At 42.3% G+C, this 19,468-nt stretch carries 18 protein-coding genes; 4 read left to right on the top strand and 14 right to left on the bottom strand.

What is annotated here, in order from left to right; all coding sequences use genetic code 11:
• The first annotated feature begins 6 nt into the window (after positions 1-6).
• Positions 7-1,383, top strand: a complete 1,377-nt coding sequence (locus AAGR14_RS15935) for an alpha-amylase family glycosyl hydrolase (RefSeq protein WP_342645231.1) — start codon at positions 7-9, stop codon at positions 1,381-1,383.
• 18 nt (positions 1,384-1,401) lie between these two features.
• Here the strand turns inward: AAGR14_RS15935 and AAGR14_RS15930 are convergent, their stop codons facing one another.
• The 5 genes from AAGR14_RS15930 to AAGR14_RS15910 form a co-directional block, all read right to left on the bottom strand.
• A complete protein-coding gene (locus AAGR14_RS15930; RefSeq protein ID WP_342645230.1) occupies positions 1,402-1,983 on the bottom strand; it encodes a hypothetical protein in 582 nt (193 codons plus the stop codon).
• A gap of 214 nt (positions 1,984-2,197) precedes the next feature.
• On the bottom strand, positions 2,198-2,518 hold the full coding sequence (locus AAGR14_RS15925) for a hypothetical protein (protein WP_342645229.1): 321 nt from the start codon (positions 2,516-2,518) through the stop codon (positions 2,198-2,200).
• A gap of 65 nt (positions 2,519-2,583) precedes the next feature.
• Complete coding sequence (locus tag AAGR14_RS15920) at positions 2,584-2,988, bottom strand: hypothetical protein (RefSeq protein ID WP_342645228.1); 405 nt, start codon at positions 2,986-2,988, stop codon at positions 2,584-2,586.
• The gene (locus AAGR14_RS15915; protein WP_342645227.1) at positions 2,969-3,535 is read right to left on the bottom strand and encodes an archaeosortase/exosortase family protein; all 567 of its coding nucleotides are present in this window, start codon (positions 3,533-3,535) and stop codon (positions 2,969-2,971) included. Before AAGR14_RS15915 ends, AAGR14_RS15920 begins: the two co-directional genes overlap by 20 nt.
• Positions 3,536-3,555: 20 nt before the next feature.
• Complete coding sequence (locus AAGR14_RS15910; RefSeq protein WP_342645226.1) at positions 3,556-4,110, bottom strand: hypothetical protein; 555 nt, start codon at positions 4,108-4,110, stop codon at positions 3,556-3,558.
• Positions 4,111-4,841: 731 nt separating this feature from the next.
• On the opposite strand from AAGR14_RS15910, the gene AAGR14_RS15905 reads away from it, so the two are divergent.
• Positions 4,842-5,882 (top strand): hypothetical protein, encoded by a 1,041-nt coding sequence (locus AAGR14_RS15905; RefSeq protein ID WP_342645225.1) that lies wholly within the window; start codon positions 4,842-4,844, stop codon positions 5,880-5,882.
• Between the two features lie 163 nt (positions 5,883-6,045).
• Positions 6,046-8,661 (top strand): DNA mismatch repair protein MutS, encoded by a 2,616-nt coding sequence (mutS, locus tag AAGR14_RS15900; protein ID WP_342645224.1) that lies wholly within the window; start codon positions 6,046-6,048, stop codon positions 8,659-8,661.
• A 92-nt stretch (positions 8,662-8,753) separates the two neighbouring features.
• Here mutS and yidC read toward each other — a convergent pair whose 3' ends face one another.
• From yidC to AAGR14_RS15860, 8 genes are all read right to left on the bottom strand, one after another.
• Positions 8,754-10,583 carry a membrane protein insertase YidC gene (gene yidC / locus AAGR14_RS15895; protein ID WP_342645223.1) on the bottom strand — a complete coding sequence of 610 codons (1,830 nt, stop codon included), beginning with the start codon at positions 10,581-10,583 and terminating at the stop codon, positions 8,754-8,756.
• Between the two features lie 21 nt (positions 10,584-10,604).
• Positions 10,605-12,215, bottom strand: coding sequence for a CTP synthase (locus AAGR14_RS15890; protein WP_342645222.1), 1,611 nt, complete (start codon positions 12,213-12,215; stop codon positions 10,605-10,607).
• A gap of 221 nt (positions 12,216-12,436) precedes the next feature.
• Positions 12,437-13,777: a M23 family metallopeptidase gene (locus AAGR14_RS15885; RefSeq protein ID WP_342645221.1), complete on the bottom strand. Its 1,341-nt coding sequence runs from the start codon at positions 13,775-13,777 to the stop codon at positions 12,437-12,439.
• A 45-nt stretch (positions 13,778-13,822) separates the two neighbouring features.
• The gene (locus AAGR14_RS15880) at positions 13,823-13,981 is read right to left on the bottom strand and encodes a hypothetical protein (RefSeq protein ID WP_342645220.1); all 159 of its coding nucleotides are present in this window, start codon (positions 13,979-13,981) and stop codon (positions 13,823-13,825) included.
• A gap of 114 nt (positions 13,982-14,095) precedes the next feature.
• On the bottom strand, positions 14,096-14,260 hold the full coding sequence (locus AAGR14_RS15875; protein WP_342645219.1) for a hypothetical protein: 165 nt from the start codon (positions 14,258-14,260) through the stop codon (positions 14,096-14,098).
• Positions 14,261-14,444: 184 nt separating this feature from the next.
• Positions 14,445-15,173, bottom strand: coding sequence for a 3-deoxy-manno-octulosonate cytidylyltransferase (gene kdsB / locus AAGR14_RS15870; RefSeq protein ID WP_342645218.1), 729 nt, complete (start codon positions 15,171-15,173; stop codon positions 14,445-14,447).
• 39 nt (positions 15,174-15,212) lie between these two features.
• Positions 15,213-15,731, bottom strand: coding sequence for a 5-(carboxyamino)imidazole ribonucleotide mutase (gene purE / locus AAGR14_RS15865; RefSeq protein WP_342645217.1), 519 nt, complete (start codon positions 15,729-15,731; stop codon positions 15,213-15,215).
• A 27-nt stretch (positions 15,732-15,758) separates the two neighbouring features.
• Positions 15,759-16,898, bottom strand: a complete 1,140-nt coding sequence (locus tag AAGR14_RS15860) for a 5-(carboxyamino)imidazole ribonucleotide synthase (RefSeq protein ID WP_342645216.1) — start codon at positions 16,896-16,898, stop codon at positions 15,759-15,761.
• A 121-nt stretch (positions 16,899-17,019) separates the two neighbouring features.
• Between AAGR14_RS15860 and AAGR14_RS15855 the strand changes: the two genes are divergently transcribed.
• Positions 17,020-18,480 (top strand): NADP-dependent isocitrate dehydrogenase, encoded by a 1,461-nt coding sequence (locus AAGR14_RS15855; protein WP_342645215.1) that lies wholly within the window; start codon positions 17,020-17,022, stop codon positions 18,478-18,480.
• A gap of 150 nt (positions 18,481-18,630) precedes the next feature.
• Here the strand turns inward: AAGR14_RS15855 and AAGR14_RS15850 are convergent, their stop codons facing one another.
• Complete coding sequence (locus AAGR14_RS15850; protein WP_342645214.1) at positions 18,631-19,389, bottom strand: DUF4932 domain-containing protein; 759 nt, start codon at positions 19,387-19,389, stop codon at positions 18,631-18,633.
• Positions 19,390-19,468: the final 79 nt, after the last annotated feature.

The following is a 19,468-nucleotide window of genomic DNA, read 5'->3' as shown; positions in this document are numbered from 1 at the left end:
GTACACATGCAAAGAGAAGTGCCATCATGGACGAGCGATGCCGTATTTTACCATATCTACCCCCTGGGGTTGGTAGGGGCACCTATGGCTAACGACTTTAAAAGTGACCCGGTTGAACGCATGGCCGTGCTGAACGACTGGATACCGCACATCAAACAATTAGGATGTAACGCCCTGTACTTAGGCCCTGTTTTCGAATCTGACTTTCACGGTTATGATACCGCCGACTATTACCTGGTTGACCGAAGGTTAGGTACAAACCAAACCCTTAAAAACTTAAGCCAAAATCTACATCATCATGGTATTAAGCTGGTGGTAGATACAGTATTTAATCATGTAGGCCGTAATTTCCCGCCGTTTAAAGATCTGCAACTCTATGGTGATGCATCAATTTACAAAGACTGGTTTGTCGGTGTAGATTTCACCCGGCACAGCACTTATGGCGATAAGTTTTACTATGAGGGGTGGTTTGATGCGTATAACCTGGTTAAGCTCAACCTCCGTAATCCGGAAGTGATAAATTACTTATTGCATGTGGTTGCGTTTTGGATGGATGAATTTAACATTGATGGGCTGCGGCTTGACGTAGCCGAGATAATGGACAAAGACTTTCTGGCAGCTCTATCAGTATTTTGCCGTAACCGGAAGTCTGAATTTTGGCTGATGGGGGAGGTTATTGAAGGCGATTACCGGGAATGGGCTAATACCAACATGCTCGATTCTACGACCAATTATGAAGCTTACAAAGGCTTATACTCCAGCCACAACGACAAAAATTATTTTGAAATTGCCCACTCGCTAAACCGGCAGTTTGGGCACCATGGAGTATACCAGGATTTGTTTCTTTATAACTTTGCCGACAACCATGATACTACCCGCATTGCCAGTATATTAAACGATGTCAGGGCTATTTATCCGCTACATGCCATTTTATTTACCATGCCGGGCATACCTGCAATTTACTATGGCAGCGAATGGGGCATCGAAGCCATTAAAGGTGCTCATGATGATACTATGCTGCGCCCGGCGGTAGATGTTATTCCCGATGTGTCAAATTTGCCTTTGTATCATTTTATAAAACAATTGATTGCAATCCGGCATCAGCAACCTGTGTTGCAAAAGGGTATTTACAAGCAGTTACACGTTAGTAATGAGCAATTAGTTTTTAGCCGTGAAACCCAGGATGCTTCAATCATTATTGCTGTAAGCCAGTCTGAGCAGCAGGTAGATATAGGCGTACATATGGAGATACAGGCAGGGGTAGAGTTTAAGGATCTGCTATCGCCGCAGTATCAAATATTTTCGAGCCACAATTATCTTTTTATCAATGATGTACAGCCTTTTGGAATTAGGATATTGCTGTGCGTATCGCAGACCAGATAAGTTAGCAGCCCATAACTATCAGCCTCTCACCGCAACTTTGGGTTTGTTATTACCGGTTGGCGGCAATAAAGATGTGGCAACTCGCTTAATAAACAAGTAGTTTACTGTACCGCCAATTGCTGCACCTACCAACGGAACCAGGCGCTCGGCAGTTTTAGTACCTACACTTAACAATAATTTTTCGGCTACCTGTTCCATCACGTTTTTTGATATGCTCATGCCGGTATCTACTTTTAATGATGATGCTACCATTTTAAATAGATCCTCAAAGTTGATGGAGTAATCGCCGGTCTGATGATAAGCAATAGCCATCGTTACCCTAAATTGTTGCGTTACCAGGTTCACAAAATCAACAGGCACACCAATAAGCAGCGTGGTTATTCCGCCTAAACCTGTAACTGCGCCCGAGCCGGCAGCCAGTAAGGCACATTGCGTAATAAATTTATCGATACCTAAGCGGTCCACACCCTGCTTAATACCTAACTGATCAATACCGTTAAAAATATTTTTAAATCCATCCGACGATAGCTTTTTAAAACCGTCTTTAAAGTCTGACTTAACTTTTCTGATATTAAATTTTGGCAACGTAACCAAGCCCATAGCTTTAAGTTTATGAAGGATGTACCACTTTCATGCCATTCGTCAAAAATCTGACAAATAGTTGCTATGTCATTCTTTCGCGACGAAATGTTGGGTTATAAGAGTTTTAAACTATTACAAACAATTGTAGCAGCTTTGTTGGTTTGTGGCAGCATTAATGGTTAACGTACTGCTTGCACTACACCTGAAATAACAGTTGTAAGGACAACTGATTTTATCTAACAATATTTTGAACGTCGGGTGCGGATTGGGTAATTGGGGTGTTAGGGCACATTTTTAGTGCGGCATACCATTTTATACCCTTTTGTATTAAAGCCTGCGGCTGCTGCTTATAACCTTCCGTTTCAAAGGCAATCCACCAGCTAAACATACGGGCATAATATTGCAGCTCATTGGGTTTAGGCTCAAAAGCTACAAGGCTTGTTAACGGGTAAATATTAATACGTAAATTACTCCTGCGATGAAAGAGATATTGGCGGTTGGTGCGCAGGTTGTTTTGAAAGATCGGCAGTAATTGAAATGTGGCGGCTAACATGACGCAAAGTTACCAAATCTGCAAAACCCGTAGTTGTACTATTTTTAAATAATTTTTAATAAAAATTATTTTGCCTTTTGGCGATTCATGTTAACATTCTCCAGGGCTACGTAACGTGGTAAAATGCACGCAACAAGATAGAAAACAGGTGAAACAAACAGACCATAATCAAATTCGGCCCACGAATAATTAAAGGCGTATTGCGTAAGCTGGTTTGCGACGATGATAATTAAAAGCATCCCGTAAACAGACAGCCAAACTACTTTAATCCATTTAACCTCATGTTTGATGAGGCCAATGTAACCTGTCAGAACATTAAGCACAAATCCGGCTAACTTCAAATATTCTGCATTGAAATGCACTTGTAGGCCAAGTTTATTTGTCAATGCCTCTACGATAGTTTGTTTACAGAGAAGCGTTAATATTACTAAAATGACGAAGTATAGAATCTCACGCTTTTTGAGTTTCATGAGTAAAAGAAGCTTTCAGGTAGGAAATCCATACAAAAAGTATGATTCCATAAATCAGCGTAGTAAAAACGTAGTGGTGGAAAAACTCGAAACCACTGTATTGGTGGTAACCTAAAAAGGATAAAATTATACAACGAACCACATTGAAAGCGAAAAGACCAACAACGCCCGGTATAATGTAACTCACCATGCGTTTAGTGCTGGATGGTATGCAACAGATAAAAGCTATGTACAACGCAGTTACATCTAAACCGTTGCAGGCATTAGATATGTTAAGGATGGGGCTATTGTTAAAGAACAGCGTAATCCAGCCGTTTTCCATTCCCGATGTTGATACGTGATGCATCGAAAATATGTTAAGTAAAAAGCTGGTGCTGCCTGCCAGTGTGCTCGAAAAAAAGGCATCCAGGTCATTGTTAGCACTCAGCAGTTTGTTATGAACAACGTTCCAGGCTAACAGGCATAGAAATGCACGCAGGATAAATACCCTTAATGGTTTCGGAACCTCTAAAACCTGTTGCTTAACGGTTGATACTGTAAGTTTCATAGCCTTAACAAACTCAATTATTAAATAGCATTGATGCTATTAACTTTCTGTTTGCGTTTATACATCATTAACATTGCGGCACTACCACCGGCAAGCATTAAAAGGCCAATATGGTCATTCATAGGAACGTTAGGCGTCTGAACGTTACAGCCGTTATTTGGAAAATTTTTGTTATTGGGATTACAAGGGTGGGCTGGATGTGACGGATTATTTGGGTTATTGTCGCTCCATGGTCCGTTAGGTACGTCTTGATAGCCGTTAGGATTACCGTGGCCTTGACCATTACCATTGTTGCCGTTGGTTGGGCTGCCATAGTTGCTATCGTAAGGTCCACCATTACCGTAACCAGCGCCACTGTTGCCGTTATTGCCATTGTTACCGTTATTTCCATTATTGCCATTGCCATTGTTTTTAGACGAATTTTGGCTTTGTGCGGTACTATTCATTTGGCCGGCAGATGATAAGCTCGATACCATCGGCGTTTGATACTGGTTTGAATAAGCGTTATCAGACTGACCAAAAGAGGCAGTAGAGCATGATATTAATAATAAAGAAATATAGGTAGCGATTTTCATTGTTAATAGATGTAGAGGTTAAATGTTTTTCTTTGGTTGTAATAAAGTGTTTTGCAGGTTGAATTGTTTTGTAAGTATTACGCTAATTTTTAATCGTGGCGAAATAACTTTCAGTTAAACACTGTCCAAAATGTATTCCAAATTTTATTGCATTTACCCGTGAAAAATAGATTGTGGATTAATAATGCATAGAAAAGCGCTGTTTTTTTAAGAAAAACGCAATTTTTTGTTCCTTTTAAACCTGTTTATTGCTAAAAAAAAAATTTAATTGCCTGCAAGAAGAAATGGGTGCTCACTGCGTACATTTATGAGCGGGTATTTGCTTACACTATATGGGGAATTGTTGGGGAACAATCCCACTTGCTCCAAAGTGTCAAACTTATCTGTGAGTTGAGTCTTGCTCTATGCAATCATCACATTTAGCCCTTATAATCAACACGTGCGAGTAAAATGTTGGATAAAGATCGAAATGGTAGGGCATTGCCAAGTAAACTTTAACTGAACTATCGGTCTTAAGGAAGTGTAGTTGTATAACTGTTATGGTTATCTATTCATGTACTATATAAAATGTTATGATAATTATTTAACTTTCTGTCGATTATAGTGTTATCATAAAGAAGAGTTCCAATAGCGAATCGCGGAAAAATCAATTGGTATCAAATTACATGAAGTTAAATTACTCATCATATTTAAAGGTCAACACTTTAGCTATCCTAATTGCAACGTTATTTATGGCTTGTAAAAAAGGTGGATCTACAGATCCGGTACCTATACCCAAGCCGTTAGCTACCCTTGGCTTGTATCAATATACTGATAATACGAATAAGCGAATCTTCATTTCAATTAGTCAAATTGGTAGCCAACCTCTGCCAACTCCATATTTTGGTATTTTTGATACAGGGTCTTCAGGTCTCACTATAGATGCTAACGGATTGATACCAGCGTCCATGATCACGGCAAATGGCATACAATTCCCCGGCGACTCCATAAGCGTAAATGGGATAACTATCACTAACAAAACGGCAAGGTATGCATACGGTGATGCAACAGGAAGTACTTTAGAGTATGGCAATTTGGCGTATGCGCCTGTTACTATTGGTAACTCGGCTGGCTCTGTAACCACCAAAAGAATAGCATTTTTTCTGTACTATAAAATTGTAGACGGTACGGGTAAGCAGTTGCCGCAACACTCGGCTGATGTGTTTGGGGTAGGGCCCGGTAATGGCAGTGGGTTCAGTTACGCAGCTATCGAAAGTCCGCTTAACGGCTTCACTTTACCAGTAGGTATTACCAGTGGGTTCAAGCTGGCCAAGCTCAGCAGCGCATTTACTATCAAGGGAGATTTTATACAAAATTTACTGACCATCGGTTTAGTACCGGATGATTTAGCTACCACGTCCGGTTTTGTAATGCACCCGCTTACCAACTCATCTGTAGGAGGGTATTCGCCAAATATACCGGCAACTATCACTTACGGTGCTACTTCCACCCCTGCACTAATCCTGTTTGACACAGGGGCGCCGTCTGTTTCAGTAGTCGAAAACAGTAAAGAAACTAAGGCTCTTGGTTTGCTGCCTGCTAATACCGACGTAACCATAACAACCAATAAAGGCTTTGTTTACAAATATACCACTACGTCAACCGGTAATCTTACACAGATACAAAACCCCAATATTAGCGGCGATCTCCGATCTATTTTGAGTATTGATTTTTTTGTTAATAATGAGTCTCTTACTAATTATGCCGGGCACATTATTGGCCTAAAAAACTGAGGTATAGCTGTTAATATATGATTAACAAAAGGCCGGTGCAATAATAATATTGTACCGGCCTTTCAATTTCAGAGGCGAAGGGCCTGCATTTTACAAATTTTCAACAATGAGCCGTTAGTAGGGTTCAAAGCGTTAATTTTACCGTTTATTAAATTTTAGACGCTTGGGCAAAAACGCTACCAAAGAAACGCCGCTGATGCAGCAGTATAATCAAATCAAAGCCAAATATCCGGGGGCTTTGCTGCTGTTTCGTGTGGGCGATTTTTATGAAACCTTTGGCGAAGATGCCGTTAAAACAGCTGGTATTTTAGGCATTGTACTTACCCGCCGTGCTAACGGTGCTGCTACGCATATTGAGTTGGCCGGTTTTCCGCATCATTCGCTCGAAACGTATTTGCCTAAGCTGGTTCGTGCAGGGCAGAGGGTGGCCATCTGCGATCAGCTGGAAGATCCAAAAATGACTAAAACCATCGTTAAGCGGGGCGTAACCGAATTGGTTACACCGGGTGTGGCGGTGAGTGATAATATTCTGCAGCAAAAAAGTAACAATTACCTGGCTTCTATTTATTTTGATAAAAGCAGTTTAGGTATCGCTTTTATTGATATATCTACCGGCGAGTTTTTAACAGCCCAGGGCAATGCCGATTATATTGATAAGCTGTTGCAGTCGTTCAGTCCGAGCGAAATTATCTTCCCTAAAAGCTGTAAACGCGATTTTGCCGAAAAATTTGGCGATGGGTATTACACCTACATGCTTGACGACTGGGCTTATAGCGGCGACTATCCTTATGAAACTCTCACCAAGCATTTTGGTGTTCAATCGCTCAAGGGGTTTGGTATCGAGAAATTAAATTTAGGTATTGTTGCCGCCGGTGTGGCATTGCATTATTTGAATGAAACTGAGCACCGCAATTTAACACACATCAGTGCGATCAGTCGTATTGAAGAGGATCGTTACTTGTGGCTGGACCGGTTCAGTATTCGCAACCTTGAGCTTATTGGCTCGGCTAATGAAAATGCGGTAACGTTAGTAGACGTGCTTGATCATACGTGTTCGCCTATGGGAGCGCGGCTGTTGCGCCGGTGGATAGTAATGCCATTAAAAGAACTGAAGCCTATACAAGACCGGCTAAATGTGGTACAGCATCTCATAGACCATGAAGAGTTGCGCAACGATTTTCAAAACTGCATACGCCAGGTAGGTGACTTAGAAAGGCTCATCAGCAAAATCGGTTTGCAAAAGGCTAACCCACGCGAAGTTTGCCAGTTGCGTAAAGCTTTGCAAGCCATCGGCAATATCAAAATGATGTGTACCGAGCAGGGCAGGGGCAGTGAGGCGCTTATGGCTATTGGCAATCAACTTAACCCTTGTGATTACATCTGCGAGAAAATTGGACGCGAACTGCATGCAGAACCTCCTGTGCAGCTGGTCAAGGGCGGGGTAATGGCCGAGGGGATACATGAAGAGCTTGACCGCCTGCGTAAGATTGCTTTTGGTGGTAAAGGTTACCTGCTCGAAATTCAGAAACGCGAAGCAGAGCATACCGGGATACCCTCACTTAAAGTAGCCTTTAATAACGTTTTCGGCTATTATTTGGAGGTTACCCACGCCCATAGGGACAAGGTACCGTCAGATTGGATACGCAAGCAAACGCTGGTTAATGCCGAGCGCTACATAACCCCCGAACTTAAAGAGTACGAAGAGCAGATTTTAGGTGCCGAAGAAAAAATACTGGCCTTAGAAACACAGTTATATAACGATTTGCTTTATGCCTTAACCGAATACATAAAGCCTATACAGCTTAACGCACAACTAATTGCCCGGTTAGACGTGCTGCTCAACTTTGCTACGGTTTCTATCAAAAACTACTATGTAAAGCCGCAAATTAATGATGGTTTACTGATTGATATTAAAGGCGGCCGTCACCCGGTTATTGAAAAGAACCTGCCACCGGGCGAGGAATATATTACCAACGATGTTTACCTTGACTCAGAAAGCCAGCAAATCATCATCATTACAGGCCCTAACATGGCGGGTAAATCGGCTTTGCTGAGGCAAACCGGGCTTATTGTGTTGCTGGCGCAAATGGGGTGCTTTGTGCCCGCCAAGCAAGCCATTATTGGTCTGGTTGATAAGGTGTTTACCAGAGTAGGAGCGTCGGACAATTTATCGTCGGGAGAGTCTACTTTTATGGTGGAGATGAATGAAACGGCCAGCATCCTAAATAATTTGAGTAACCGGAGTTTGATATTGCTGGACGAGATTGGACGTGGGACCAGCACTTACGATGGTATATCTATTGCCTGGGCCATTGCCGAGTATTTGCACAACCATCCCAGTGCTAAAGCAAAAACGCTGTTTGCAACACATTACCACGAGTTAAATGAGCTCACCAATATGTTTGGTCGTGTCAAAAATTTTAATGTTACCGTTAAAGAGGTGGGTAACCAAATCATCTTTTTACGCAAGCTGGTACCAGGCGGCAGCGAGCATAGCTTTGGTATACACGTGGCTAAGCTGGCTGGTATGCCGCACAAGGTGCTCACCCGTGCTAATGAAATTTTGAAAAAGCTGGAAGCTGAGCGTACAGGTGGCGAAAATATTAAGGAGAGTATTAAAAAAGTGCAAAAGCAAGCTTTACAACTACAGATGTTCTCTATTGACGATCCTGTTCTAGTAAAAATACGCGATATGCTGAACAACCTGGATGTGAACACTCTTACACCTGTTGAGGCATTGATGAAGTTGGACGAAATTCAGCGGTTAATCAAAGGATAGCCACATCTGCAAATAAAATAAGTAAAGTACTTTATAACAGAAAAGCCGCAGCTCAAAATGAACTGCGGCTTTTCTGTTATATTTATGGAAAATTATTTCTTTTTACCTTGTGTTTGTTGCGCTTGCTGTTGCTGACGCATCATCTCTTCCATCTTAGCCTGGAAACCAGATTTCTTCTTTTTAGTATCTTCTGGCTTGTTTTTGTTCTCCTGGATCTGAGCATGTATCTTTTTATCATCCACCCACAAACGGATAAGGTATTGCTGCAGGAAAGTGAACATGTTGGCTAGGAAATAATAATAGTTCAAACCTGCGGGATAGCTGTTCAAAAAGCCCAGGAACATGATAGGGCTGATGTAACCAATATATTTCATCTGCCCGGTAGCACCTGATACCTGGTTGTTAAAGTAGGTATAAATAAGGGTAGAGATGGTCATCAGCAAACACATCGCACTTAAGTGGTTACCTATAAACGGAACGTTAAAGCCAAAATTAATTACCGCATCATAAGTTGATAAATCTTTCATCCATAAAAAGCTTTCGCCGCGCAGCTCAAATAAGCTTGGGAAGAAGCGTAAAAAGGCAAAGATGATAGGCATTTGGAGCAATAATGGTAAACAACCACCCAATGGGTTAACACCTGCTTTGCGGTACAGTTTCATATATTCCTGCTGTAACAGGGTAGGATTATCTTCGCCAACTTTAGTTTTAATCTCATCCATTTCCGGCTTCAAAACTTTCATTTTGGCCATACTGAGATATGATTTGTAAGTTAGTGGCGATAGCACCAGTTTCAATAACACCGTTAAGGCCAGTATCACAAAGCCCATGTTCCAGTTAAAGTTCTGTAAAAAGTTAAATACCGGAATTACAGCCCAACGGTTGATGAATTTAAGCGGTCCCCAGCCCAAATCAATTTGTTTTTCCAGGTTGTAACCTTGTTTTTGCAGGGTGCTGAAACGGTTAGGGCCAAAATAAAACTCCATTGGGTAAATGCCTGAATTGTTATCAATCAGCGTTAAGCCGGCTTTCATCTGCTTAACATCTGCTGAGTTGACATCGGTGCTTACGGCAATGTTTACTTTATCAAAGCCTTGTTTAGCAATCAGCACGTTCGAGAAAAAGTGCTGTTTAAAAGATATCCATTGTATTTTTTCGTCGGCAACTTGTTTGCTGTCGTCTTTGTTTAGCTTCAAGTAGTCAACATCATTCTCGGTGGTTTTATAATAAACTGTCGAATATAAACGCTCCTGAGCTAAATCTTTTTCTTGCTTGTGTAAGCTTGCGGCCCAGTTGAGCGTTAGTGCTTTGCTGCTTACCACATTGTCTAAACCATTGGTTTTAATAGTAAAGCCAAGCTTGTAACCAGTAGCCGGCAGGGTGTAAACGTAGTCAATGTATTGGGTAGGACTGTAACTTAAGCGCATGGTAACGGCGCTGCTGTCTGTACCGGCAGTATTAGTTGTGGCGGGTGATTGCGTAAAATAGCGGTCGTTAGTGTTGATAACTGTACTGCCTGCGGTAAAGCGTAAACCAAACTGGTTGCTATTGCCATCAAACAAAATTAGCGGCTTTTTATCAAAGGTCTTGAAGTTTTTAAGCTCTACACTGTATACCCGGCCGCCGCGGCTACTCAATTTTACCCGGATATCTTTATTTTCGAGGGTAATCAGTTGTTCTTGGCCAACGGTTGAGCTGCCGAAAGGAGCTTTAAGTGCAGCCGAATCAACGACCGGCGTCTTTGCGGAATCTTTAACTGCTACGACAGGTGCTTTTTTAAGAGCACCGGCTTTTTTCAGCGAGTCGATATGCTCAATTTGACGAGCTTTTTTTGCCTCCTCTTCAGAAGGTTTCATTAAAAAGAACGAGCCGATCAGGATCACCGCGATCAGGAATAAGCCCGTGAAGGTATTTCTATCCATTATCTATGTAAGTGCAGTTAATTAGTTTTTGCGGGCATAAGCCAGCGAAGCAGCAACAAAGTTAACAAAAAGTGGGTGAGGATTAGCAACCGTTGATTTTAATTCGGGGTGAAATTGCGAACCCACAAAAAACGGATGGTTTTTGAGTTCAACAATCTCAACTAAACCATTCTCAGGGTTAATGCCCGACGGAATCATGCCGGCGTCTTCATACTGTTTCAGGTAATCGTTGTTAAACTCATAACGGTGACGGTGGCGTTCTGTAATGTGCGGCTTGCCATAAATGGCTGCGGCCTTGCTACCTTTTTTAAGGTCGCAGGGGTAAGCGCCCAAACGCATAGTACCGCCCTTGTTGGTCACATTTTTCTGATCTTCCATCATGCTGATCACCGGATAAGTAGTATGCCCATCCATCTCTACACTGTTGGCGGCGTCTAAGTGCAATACATGGCGACCAAATTCTACCACGGCGCATTGCATGCCCAGGCAAATACCAAAGAAAGGAATATTGTTTTCGCGCACGTAGCGGATAGCCTCAATTTTGCCTTCAAAGCCGCGCTGGCCAAAGCCTGGTGCTACAAGCACACCTTGTAAACCGCGTAGGCGTTCAATAGCATTTTCGGGCGTTAATTGCTCTGAGTGAATATATTCAACTTTAACTTTACACTCGTTTTTGGCACCGGCGTGTATAAAAGCCTCAGTAATTGATTTATAAGCATCTGGTAACTCCACGTATTTGCCCACTAAGCCAATGCGAACCTCGGCAGTAGGGTTTTTTAAGCGACCTAAAAAGTCTTTCCAGTTTTCGAGGTTAGGTTCGTTTTTATTAGGGAGCTTTAATTTGGTTAAAACCGTTTTGTCCAGTTGTTCTTTAAGCATCAACAATGGCACATCGTAAATAGTAGAGGCATCGATAGACTCAATAACGGCATTGATATTTACATTACAGAACTGTGCTACCTTTTTACGTATGTCGGCATTTAAATGATGCTCGGTGCGGCAAACCAGAATGTCTGGTTGTATACCATACTCCAGCAGCATTTTTACCGAGTGCTGCGTAGGTTTGGTTTTAAGCTCGCCGGCAGCAGCTAAAAACGGAACCAGCGTTAAGTGGATCACTAAAGAGTTGCTCGACCCGGCTTCCCATCTAAACTGGCGCACCGCTTCAACAAAGGGCAACGATTCAATATCACCTACCGTACCACCAATTTCAGTAATCACAATGTCGAAATCACCGTTTTCGCCCAGTATTTTAAAATTGCGTTTAATCTCGTCGGTAATATGAGGTACCACTTGTACGGTTTTGCCTAAAAATGCACCTTCGCGCTCGCGGTTAATTACATTTTGATAGATACGGCCGGTAGTAATGTTGTTGGCCTGCGAAGTAGGCGTGTTTAAGAAACGCTCGTAATGGCCTAAGTCCAGGTCGGTTTCTGCGCCATCTTCGGTTACATAGCATTCACCATGTTCGTACGGATTTAACGTTCCCGGGTCGATGTTAATATAAGGATCAAATTTTTGGATAGTCACCCGGTAGCCGCGTGATTGCAGCAATTTGGCCAGTGAAGCAGAGATGATACCTTTTCCTAACGACGAGGTAACGCCGCCCGTAACAAAAATATATTTAGTCATGATAATGATGAATCTGGCCTTAGCTAATGCCTAAACCAATGCTATGTGTACGGGATGCAAAAATAGCAATTTATTTGGCTGACCATTTAGGTTTTACAAAAAATGTAGTCAAGCCTAAGTAAATATGGTAGTAAAGCGCAGTTTTATGAGTTGACCTGCTGATTTAACTTAAAGCACTACAGTGAGTTCGCTGTGGTATTATAAACTGTTATTATTTCAAATTATTTACGTTCTGCTTCCATCCATCCTGTATTGTCATTTTTGTCGGTAATCAAAAAATAATTTTTGAATGAGCCTTTGATGTTAATTGCTTGCCCCGAGGCCAATGTGGTTATACGGGCGCCGTTTAAAGTGTCAGGTAAGTCGAGTAAAGGTTGGGTTGTTTTAACGTTTGCCTTGCGTAATGTATTTGCCGGTATCACGTTTTTGCTATAAATATAGCCTTGCGTGCCATCGGGCAGACTTACTTTATACCAATCATCAGTTGCAGCCTCAATTTGTATAACAGTGCTGATGGGGAGTGTTGTTCTGACCATCGCTTTTTCATCAGGTTGTACGTATAGCCGGGTATTGGTATTGATAGTTCTTGCCGTTGCATCCAGTAAGTTTAGTTTAGCACTGATGGGTTTGGGGTTTTTAACAGCACGGTCAACAAATGGAAGCGGATTAATGGCACCGCCGTTAGTGTAAATGCCAAAATGCAGATGCGATGGTGTAGTGCGCGCATTGCCTGTATTACCTACCAAACCAATGGTATCACCAATGCGTACGTTTTGTCCGTTTTGTACCAACTGTTTATCCAGGTGAGCATAATAGAGTGAATAATCGCGATTGTTAGGATGCATAAAAACTACAAGGCCACCTAACTTGTTTTCGGTTACGTTGGTTACGGTCCCTTCGGCGGCTGCTACAGCAGGGGTTAATTTAGGCGCAAAAATATCTATGCCCTCATGCTTGCGGCCGCCGTTGTCGCGGCCATCTCCCCAAAAGCTGCCAATGCTGGGCTTTCCCATAGCGGATACCGGGAAGCTTAAGGATGGTCCGGAAGTAATACTTACAGTATACTCTCCGCTGCTCAACAATTCGGGGTGTAATCTTAAAATGTATTTTCCGGTTGTTTTTATTTCATAATCCAGCAACAATCCTATGGTGTCGGCCGAGGCTACAAGTTTACGGTCGCTGGAATTGCGTTCTTCCAGCAAATCCATATAGATGGCAAAATTTTGAGTTGGTTTTTTGCTGAGGCTGATGTGTAGTTTTTGTCCGCGTTGCGCATTAAACCGAAGGGCTGCTGCAGGTATCTTTTCTGCCGAAAAATAACCTGTTTCTTTGTACGGAACGTCAATATTTAAAGCATTAGTAACACTGGTTTCGCTTTTTTGCAACCACGCATTGCCCATGGCCGAGCGATCGAGCCCGGCATCTTTAAGGCGTTGGGCATAAGCATCGTGCGGCGACATTTTTTTGAAAAGCGCCATGGGGCCTTTTTCGCTACACGAACTTAGGGCTACAAAAAACGAAACGACAAGAATATGCTTAACGGAGAGGCGGAGTTTTTTCATGGTTATGCTTAGCAATTAAACCTTGCTAAACCACGAAAGTTTAAACTAATCTTTTTTGACAGGTTGGCCGGTATTGTATAGGTGAATGATGTTTCGAAGTTCTTTAAAAGTGAAGATTTCGTCTTTGTAAAATTGCTCCAATACAGCAGGGTTATCAGCCAACATTTGTACAAGTTCTGATTTACGTTCTTTGCGGTTTTTCAAAGCCAATAGTCCGTTGGTTTTTAAGTGCGTAAGCGTGTGGGTTCTCTTAGCAACATACCAATCATAGTTAGATTGGCTAAGATGGGTTTGCGGGTTATAAGAAATCGTAATTTTTTAAAACGGTTCAATTTTGCTTTCTTCGATTATCGGCAGATATCTAAGCTTTTCGTCAAGTATGGCAAGCTTGTTTGTATACTCTTCTCCCTGCCTGTGGTATTTGTTAAACTGGCTTGGATCAACATCCGGGTATTTAGAGGTTATGTCGGTTCTGTAGTTCATTTTACTACTTAAAAAGCCTTTTTGAGCATACACTTTAACGTGTCGCCTTTTACACTTATTAAATAGTCATTAAGTACAGATTCTTGCGCCGTTAAAAAAATGGCAAGCCTAGTAGCAAGCCGATGATGAGGGGGGCCGGATTTAGATTTTATGTGATAAGGTTATTTGAAGTCCTAAAATAAGATTATTTAGGCAATTTCTGCAAATCCTCGGGCGTATCAACCGCCTGCGTTTCCAAATCGGTTTCTGCAATACGGATACGGTACCCGTTTTCTATCCAACGCAGCTGTTCAAGGCTTTCGGCCTTCTCGAGTGATGAAATTGGCAGACGGGTAACTTGCTGCAACACTTCAGAACGGAAACCATAGATACCAATGTGCTTAAAGTAGGTGAAATGTTTAAGCCATTCGTGCGGTTCGTGACCACGCAGGTAGGGGATGGCGGTGCGCGAAAAGTAAATAGCTTCCGATAATTTATTGATGATTACCTTGGGCGAATTGACATTAGTCAAGTCGTCGGCTGCCGTAATTTTTTTAATTAGCGTAGCAATCTGTGTGTCGGGTGTGTTAAAACAGGCGGCTACCTTGCTGATCTGTACTGGGTCGATGTAGGGTTCGTCGCCCTGTATGTTAATCACCACCTCATATTCCGGATAATTGGTAGCAACCTCGGCACAACGGTCGGTACCGCTTTGATGGTCGGGCGATGTCATCACCGCCTTGCCGCCAAAATCGTGAATATGGTTTAATATCCGCTCATCATCCGTTGCTACAATAACGTCGTCTAAGCTCGGGCATTTCACACATTGTTCGTACACGCGCTGTATCATCACCTTGCCGGTAATATCAACCAAGGGTTTACCCGGAAAGCGGGTAGAGGCGTAACGTGCCGGTATAATGCCTAAAATTTTCATTCAGATAAAGGGAGCAGTAATTGGTTTGTTGTTGCGTTGTTAGTTGTCAAAGCGCGATGGCAAGCCTTGTGCTTTCATCTCTAATGCCGAATCGTAAACCTTTTGCGCCAATTCTTTTTTATAATCAATCAGGGCCTGGGCCAAATCTTCGTCGGCTGTTGATAATATCTGCGCCGCCAGCAAGCCGGCATTCTTGGCTGCGTTTAATGCTACAGTAGCTACTGGTATGCCGTTAGGCATCTGCAATATGGAAAGCACAGAGTCCCAACCATCAATAGAATTGCTCGATTTAACCGGAACGCCGATGACCGGCAGGTGCGTAAGTGAAGCTACCATGCCAGGTAAATGTGCGGCGCCGCCGGCACCGGCAATAATTACTTTTAAACCGCGGCCCGCTGCTGATTTTGCATAATCAAATAAACGCTCGGGCGTACGGTGCGCTGATACTACGGTGATTTCATAACCCGCCCCTAATTCGGTTAGTATATCTGCTGCATCCTGCATCACCGGCAAATCAGATTTGCTGCCCATAATGATGCCTACCTTAATATCTAACATGATGATTTATAAATGTTTGATGATTGCTTAGCTGATTACCTTTAACGTTTGCTGCACAAAGCGGGCTTTTTCAATGGCTTTCTCGCGGTCATTGTCCACAATGGTAACGTGGCCCATTTTGCGAAAAGGCTTGGTAAGGGCCTTGCCATAAAGGTGGATGTATACGCCCGGACTTTTTAAAACTTTCTCGATACCCTGATATACTGCCGGACCTTCATAACCAGGTTCGCCTAGTACATTAATCATGATGGCGTTCGACAGGCTTTCAGTGTTGCCTAATGGCTGATTAAAGATGGCACGCAGATGCTGTTCAAACTGCGAGACTACGTTGCCCTCAATGGTTTGGTGTCCGCTGTTATGCGGGCGTGGTGCCAGTTCGTTAACCAATATTTTGCCGCTTTTATCTAAAAACATTTCGACCGCCAACAGGCCGACAATCTTTAAGCTCTCGGCAATTTTTTTGGCAATGTCTGCCGCTTCTTGCTGTACCTCGAATGACAGGGTAGAGGGCGATATTAAAAATTCTACCAGGTTGGCTTCGGGGTTAAACTCCATTTCTACCAGTGGGAAAGTAGAAAGTTCGCCTTTTTCATTACGGGCAACAATAACGGCAATTTCTTTTTCAAAATCCACCCAGCGTTCTATCAGGCTCGGTTCAGTAAATGCACCTGCCAGGTACGATTCATCAATTACCTTGTATACACCTTTGCCATCATAACCATCTCTGCGCAGCTTCTGAATATACGGAAACGGAATGTTGCTTTGCGCTAACTGCTGAGCCGACGAGATAACCTGGAACTCGGCCGTTGGAATGCCGTTTTCTTTGAAAAATTGCTTCTGCAGGCCTTTATCCTGTATAAGCCTGATGACGCGAGCCTGTGGATAAACAGTCACGCCTTCGCGCTCCAGTTGTTCCAAAGCATCTACATTAACTTTTTCTATTTCGATGGTTAGCAGGTCAACCTTTTTGCCAAAGTTGTATACCGTTTCATAGTCGCTCAGCGAGCCTACCACAAACTCGTCGCACAGTTTACGGCAAGGTGCCTCGCGGTCGGGATCCAAAACCTTTACTGTAACATTATAATTAATAGCTTGCTGAATAAGCATACGGCCTAACTGGCCGCCGCCTAAAATACCAAGCCGCAAATCGCCATAAAATGCTTTCATATTTAAATGCTGCAATTTTAGCCCAAATCTTTCAAAAAGCCTAAATCATTTTACCTAAATCATTATTACCTGTTTAGCTGTATATTTGCCAGGTTTTATTACTAACAATAAGTTACCCCGAATGAAGACAAAAATAGCAGTAGCCAAAGGCGATGGTATAGGTCCCGAAATTATGGAGGCCGTTTTAAACATATTTGAAGCCAATGAAGTGCCGCTCGAGTATGAATTTGTTGAAATGGGCAAGTCGTATTTTGATGCGGGCCATTCAACCGGTATGACCGAGGCCGCCAAGGCAACCATTGAAAACCTGGGTATTTTATTTAAAGGCCCGATGGAGACTCCAAAAGGCAAGGGCGTAAAAAGCATAAACGTAACTGCCCGTAAAGTTTGGAATACATACGCCAACCAGCGCGATTTCCGCTCCTTAAACGGTGTGCAAACGGTTTTTTCTAAAGCCGGTATTAATATCAACCTGACTATTATTCGCGAAAATATAGAGGATACCTACGGTGGTATCGAGCACATGATTACTAATGATGTAGCTGTTGGCCGCCGTATTATCACCCGTCCGGGTTCGGCACAGGTAATCCGTTACGCGTTCGAAATGGCACGCCGTAAAGGGCTTAAAAAATTGGCCTGCGGTCACAAAGCCAACATCATGAAACTGACCGATGGTTTGTTTTTAGAAACCTTTTACGAAATAGCTAAAGAGTACCCGGATTTGCAGGCATCAGACATCATTGTAGATGATTTGTGTATGAAACTGGTAAGCCACCCTGAAATGTTCCAGTCTATTGTATTAACCAACTTACAGGGCGATATCGTATCAGACTTGTGTGCCGGTTTGGTGGGTGGCTTGGGCTTTGCACCATCAGCCAACATTGGCGATAATATTTCGATTTTTGAGGCTGTGCATGGTACCGCTCCGGATATTGCCGGTCGTAACATTGCCAACCCTACAGCGTTGTTACTATCAGGTATTTCGATGTTGCGTTACCTGGGTTTAACTGCACATGCCGCTACCATCGAAAATGCTTTATTGTATACGTTAGAAAAAGGCATACACACTGGTGATTTTGGCGACCGCGCTACTAAATCATCAAATACGACAGAGTTTGCAGAATGCATCATTGCTAACCTGGGTAAGCATCCATCAGTTGGTGGTGCACACGGTCAGCCAAATTTTGAGTGTAAAACCAATGCCGATTTCCAGCCGTCTAAAAATAAAATTACGGTTAGCGACCCTGATGTAAAAGAAGAGATATTAGGTGTTGACGTGTTTGTGGAGTTTACCGGTCAGCCGAAAGAGTTAGCCGAAATAGCAAAAAGCAAACTGAACGATAAGTTTCAGCTCATCATGATTTCTAACCGTGGTACCCAGGTTTGGCCTACTGGCTCTATTTATACAGAGTTGGTAAATCAATTCCGTATCCGTTACGAAAAAACCGAAGGTACAACCCTTACGCAAAAAGACATCTTCAATTTAGCATCCGAAGTTTCTGACGCTGTTAGAGTAGGTTCTGTTGAGTTTTTGATGAAGTTTGGAGATAAGATTGGTTACTCCTTAGCTCAAGGACAATAATATCAGTATAAAACTCAAAATAAGAAGAGCGCTATTCTGCAAACGAATAGCGCTCTTCTTATTTTGATGGAGTTTAAGAGTATCAAACGTTATAAAACAAATAAGCCCCTTGTAACAAATACAAAGGGCTCGATCAATAACTTATAATGATTAATTTCCTAAATCTTCAACTGGTTTATTAGCAGAGTACATCAATGCTTTGCTTGGAGACTCAGCAAAAATGATACACTCATTATAGCTATCACCACCGATAGCTAAGGTTCTGGCTTCGCCTTTCATTAAAGGAGAAATTACTACCTGGTAGCTTTTGAAAGGCTTTTTGTATTGCTTGCTAATTTTTGCCCAAGCAGCATTCATGGTAAGCATATCATCTTGGCCATTAACCAGCTTGCTGTATTGAGCCTGGTGCTTAGCATAAAAATCGCGGAAATTAGATTTCTGCATGAAGTCTTGCATAGCAGACATATAGCGTCTAAAATCTATACGGTTTAAATCAATACGGTAATCGGTTTTTAAAACCAAATTGTTACGCTCATTGATTCTGTACGCGTATAAGCCATTACGGAAACGATCAAAATTGGTAATGTCTTTTTTCAGCTCCTCATTAAACATTTTTACTGCCTTATGATCTTTAAAAGCTGCAAAATGCTGAGTTACTTCGTTGTAATAAGAGCTGTTTTTGTTTAAGAACTCTTTATCGTTGGCGCCTGCATCTGTTAAAGCAAACAGAACAAATCCAAGCTCATTAGCTTCTGCTACCTCAGCAGTAACATGATTGGTATGAGTTTTGATGTGTTTAGAAGTGTAGCGAGTTGCAACATCATCATATGTTTTGCAACCGGTGCTCAACATGCTGGCCGCACTCATCATCAGCGCGCAAACTAGGGGTGCTTTGTACATGAATTTCATACAGATTTTTTGATTTTGACTTCTTTTACGTTACGGGTTTAAAATAGTTACAATTAATTATACCAAATATCGAATAAAT

This window comes from Mucilaginibacter sp. CSA2-8R (assembly GCF_038806765.1).
Taxonomy (GTDB): Bacteria; Bacteroidota; Bacteroidia; order Sphingobacteriales; family Sphingobacteriaceae; genus Mucilaginibacter.
The sequence above is the reverse complement of the archived record's forward strand: the minus strand, read 5'-3'. Positions and strand labels throughout refer to the sequence as shown.

Excerpts from the sequence above, each read along its gene's own strand:
- AAGR14_RS15935 (WP_342645231.1), top strand. The coding sequence starts at position 7 with ATGCAAAGAGAAGTGCCATCATGGACGAGCGATGCCGTATTTTACCAT.
- AAGR14_RS15930 (WP_342645230.1), bottom strand. The coding sequence starts at position 1,983 with ATGGGCTTGGTTACGTTGCCAAAATTTAATATCAGAAAAGTTAAGTCA.
- AAGR14_RS15925 (WP_342645229.1), bottom strand. The coding sequence starts at position 2,518 with ATGTTAGCCGCCACATTTCAATTACTGCCGATCTTTCAAAACAACCTG.
- AAGR14_RS15920 (WP_342645228.1), bottom strand. The coding sequence starts at position 2,988 with ATGAAACTCAAAAAGCGTGAGATTCTATACTTCGTCATTTTAGTAATA.
- AAGR14_RS15915 (WP_342645227.1), bottom strand. The coding sequence starts at position 3,535 with ATGAAACTTACAGTATCAACCGTTAAGCAACAGGTTTTAGAGGTTCCG.
- AAGR14_RS15910 (WP_342645226.1), bottom strand. The coding sequence starts at position 4,110 with ATGAAAATCGCTACCTATATTTCTTTATTATTAATATCATGCTCTACT.
- AAGR14_RS15905 (WP_342645225.1), top strand. The coding sequence starts at position 4,842 with ATGGCTTGTAAAAAAGGTGGATCTACAGATCCGGTACCTATACCCAAG.
- yidC (WP_342645223.1), bottom strand. The coding sequence starts at position 10,583 with ATGGATAGAAATACCTTCACGGGCTTATTCCTGATCGCGGTGATCCTG.
- AAGR14_RS15890 (WP_342645222.1), bottom strand. The coding sequence starts at position 12,215 with ATGACTAAATATATTTTTGTTACGGGCGGCGTTACCTCGTCGTTAGGA.
- AAGR14_RS15885 (WP_342645221.1), bottom strand. The coding sequence starts at position 13,777 with ATGAAAAAACTCCGCCTCTCCGTTAAGCATATTCTTGTCGTTTCGTTT.
- AAGR14_RS15875 (WP_342645219.1), bottom strand. The coding sequence starts at position 14,260 with ATGAACTACAGAACCGACATAACCTCTAAATACCCGGATGTTGATCCA.
- kdsB (WP_342645218.1), bottom strand. The coding sequence starts at position 15,173 with ATGAAAATTTTAGGCATTATACCGGCACGTTACGCCTCTACCCGCTTT.
- purE (WP_342645217.1), bottom strand. The coding sequence starts at position 15,731 with ATGTTAGATATTAAGGTAGGCATCATTATGGGCAGCAAATCTGATTTG.
- AAGR14_RS15860 (WP_342645216.1), bottom strand. The coding sequence starts at position 16,898 with ATGAAAGCATTTTATGGCGATTTGCGGCTTGGTATTTTAGGCGGCGGC.
- AAGR14_RS15855 (WP_342645215.1), top strand. The coding sequence starts at position 17,020 with ATGAAGACAAAAATAGCAGTAGCCAAAGGCGATGGTATAGGTCCCGAA.
- AAGR14_RS15850 (WP_342645214.1), bottom strand. The coding sequence starts at position 19,389 with ATGAAATTCATGTACAAAGCACCCCTAGTTTGCGCGCTGATGATGAGT.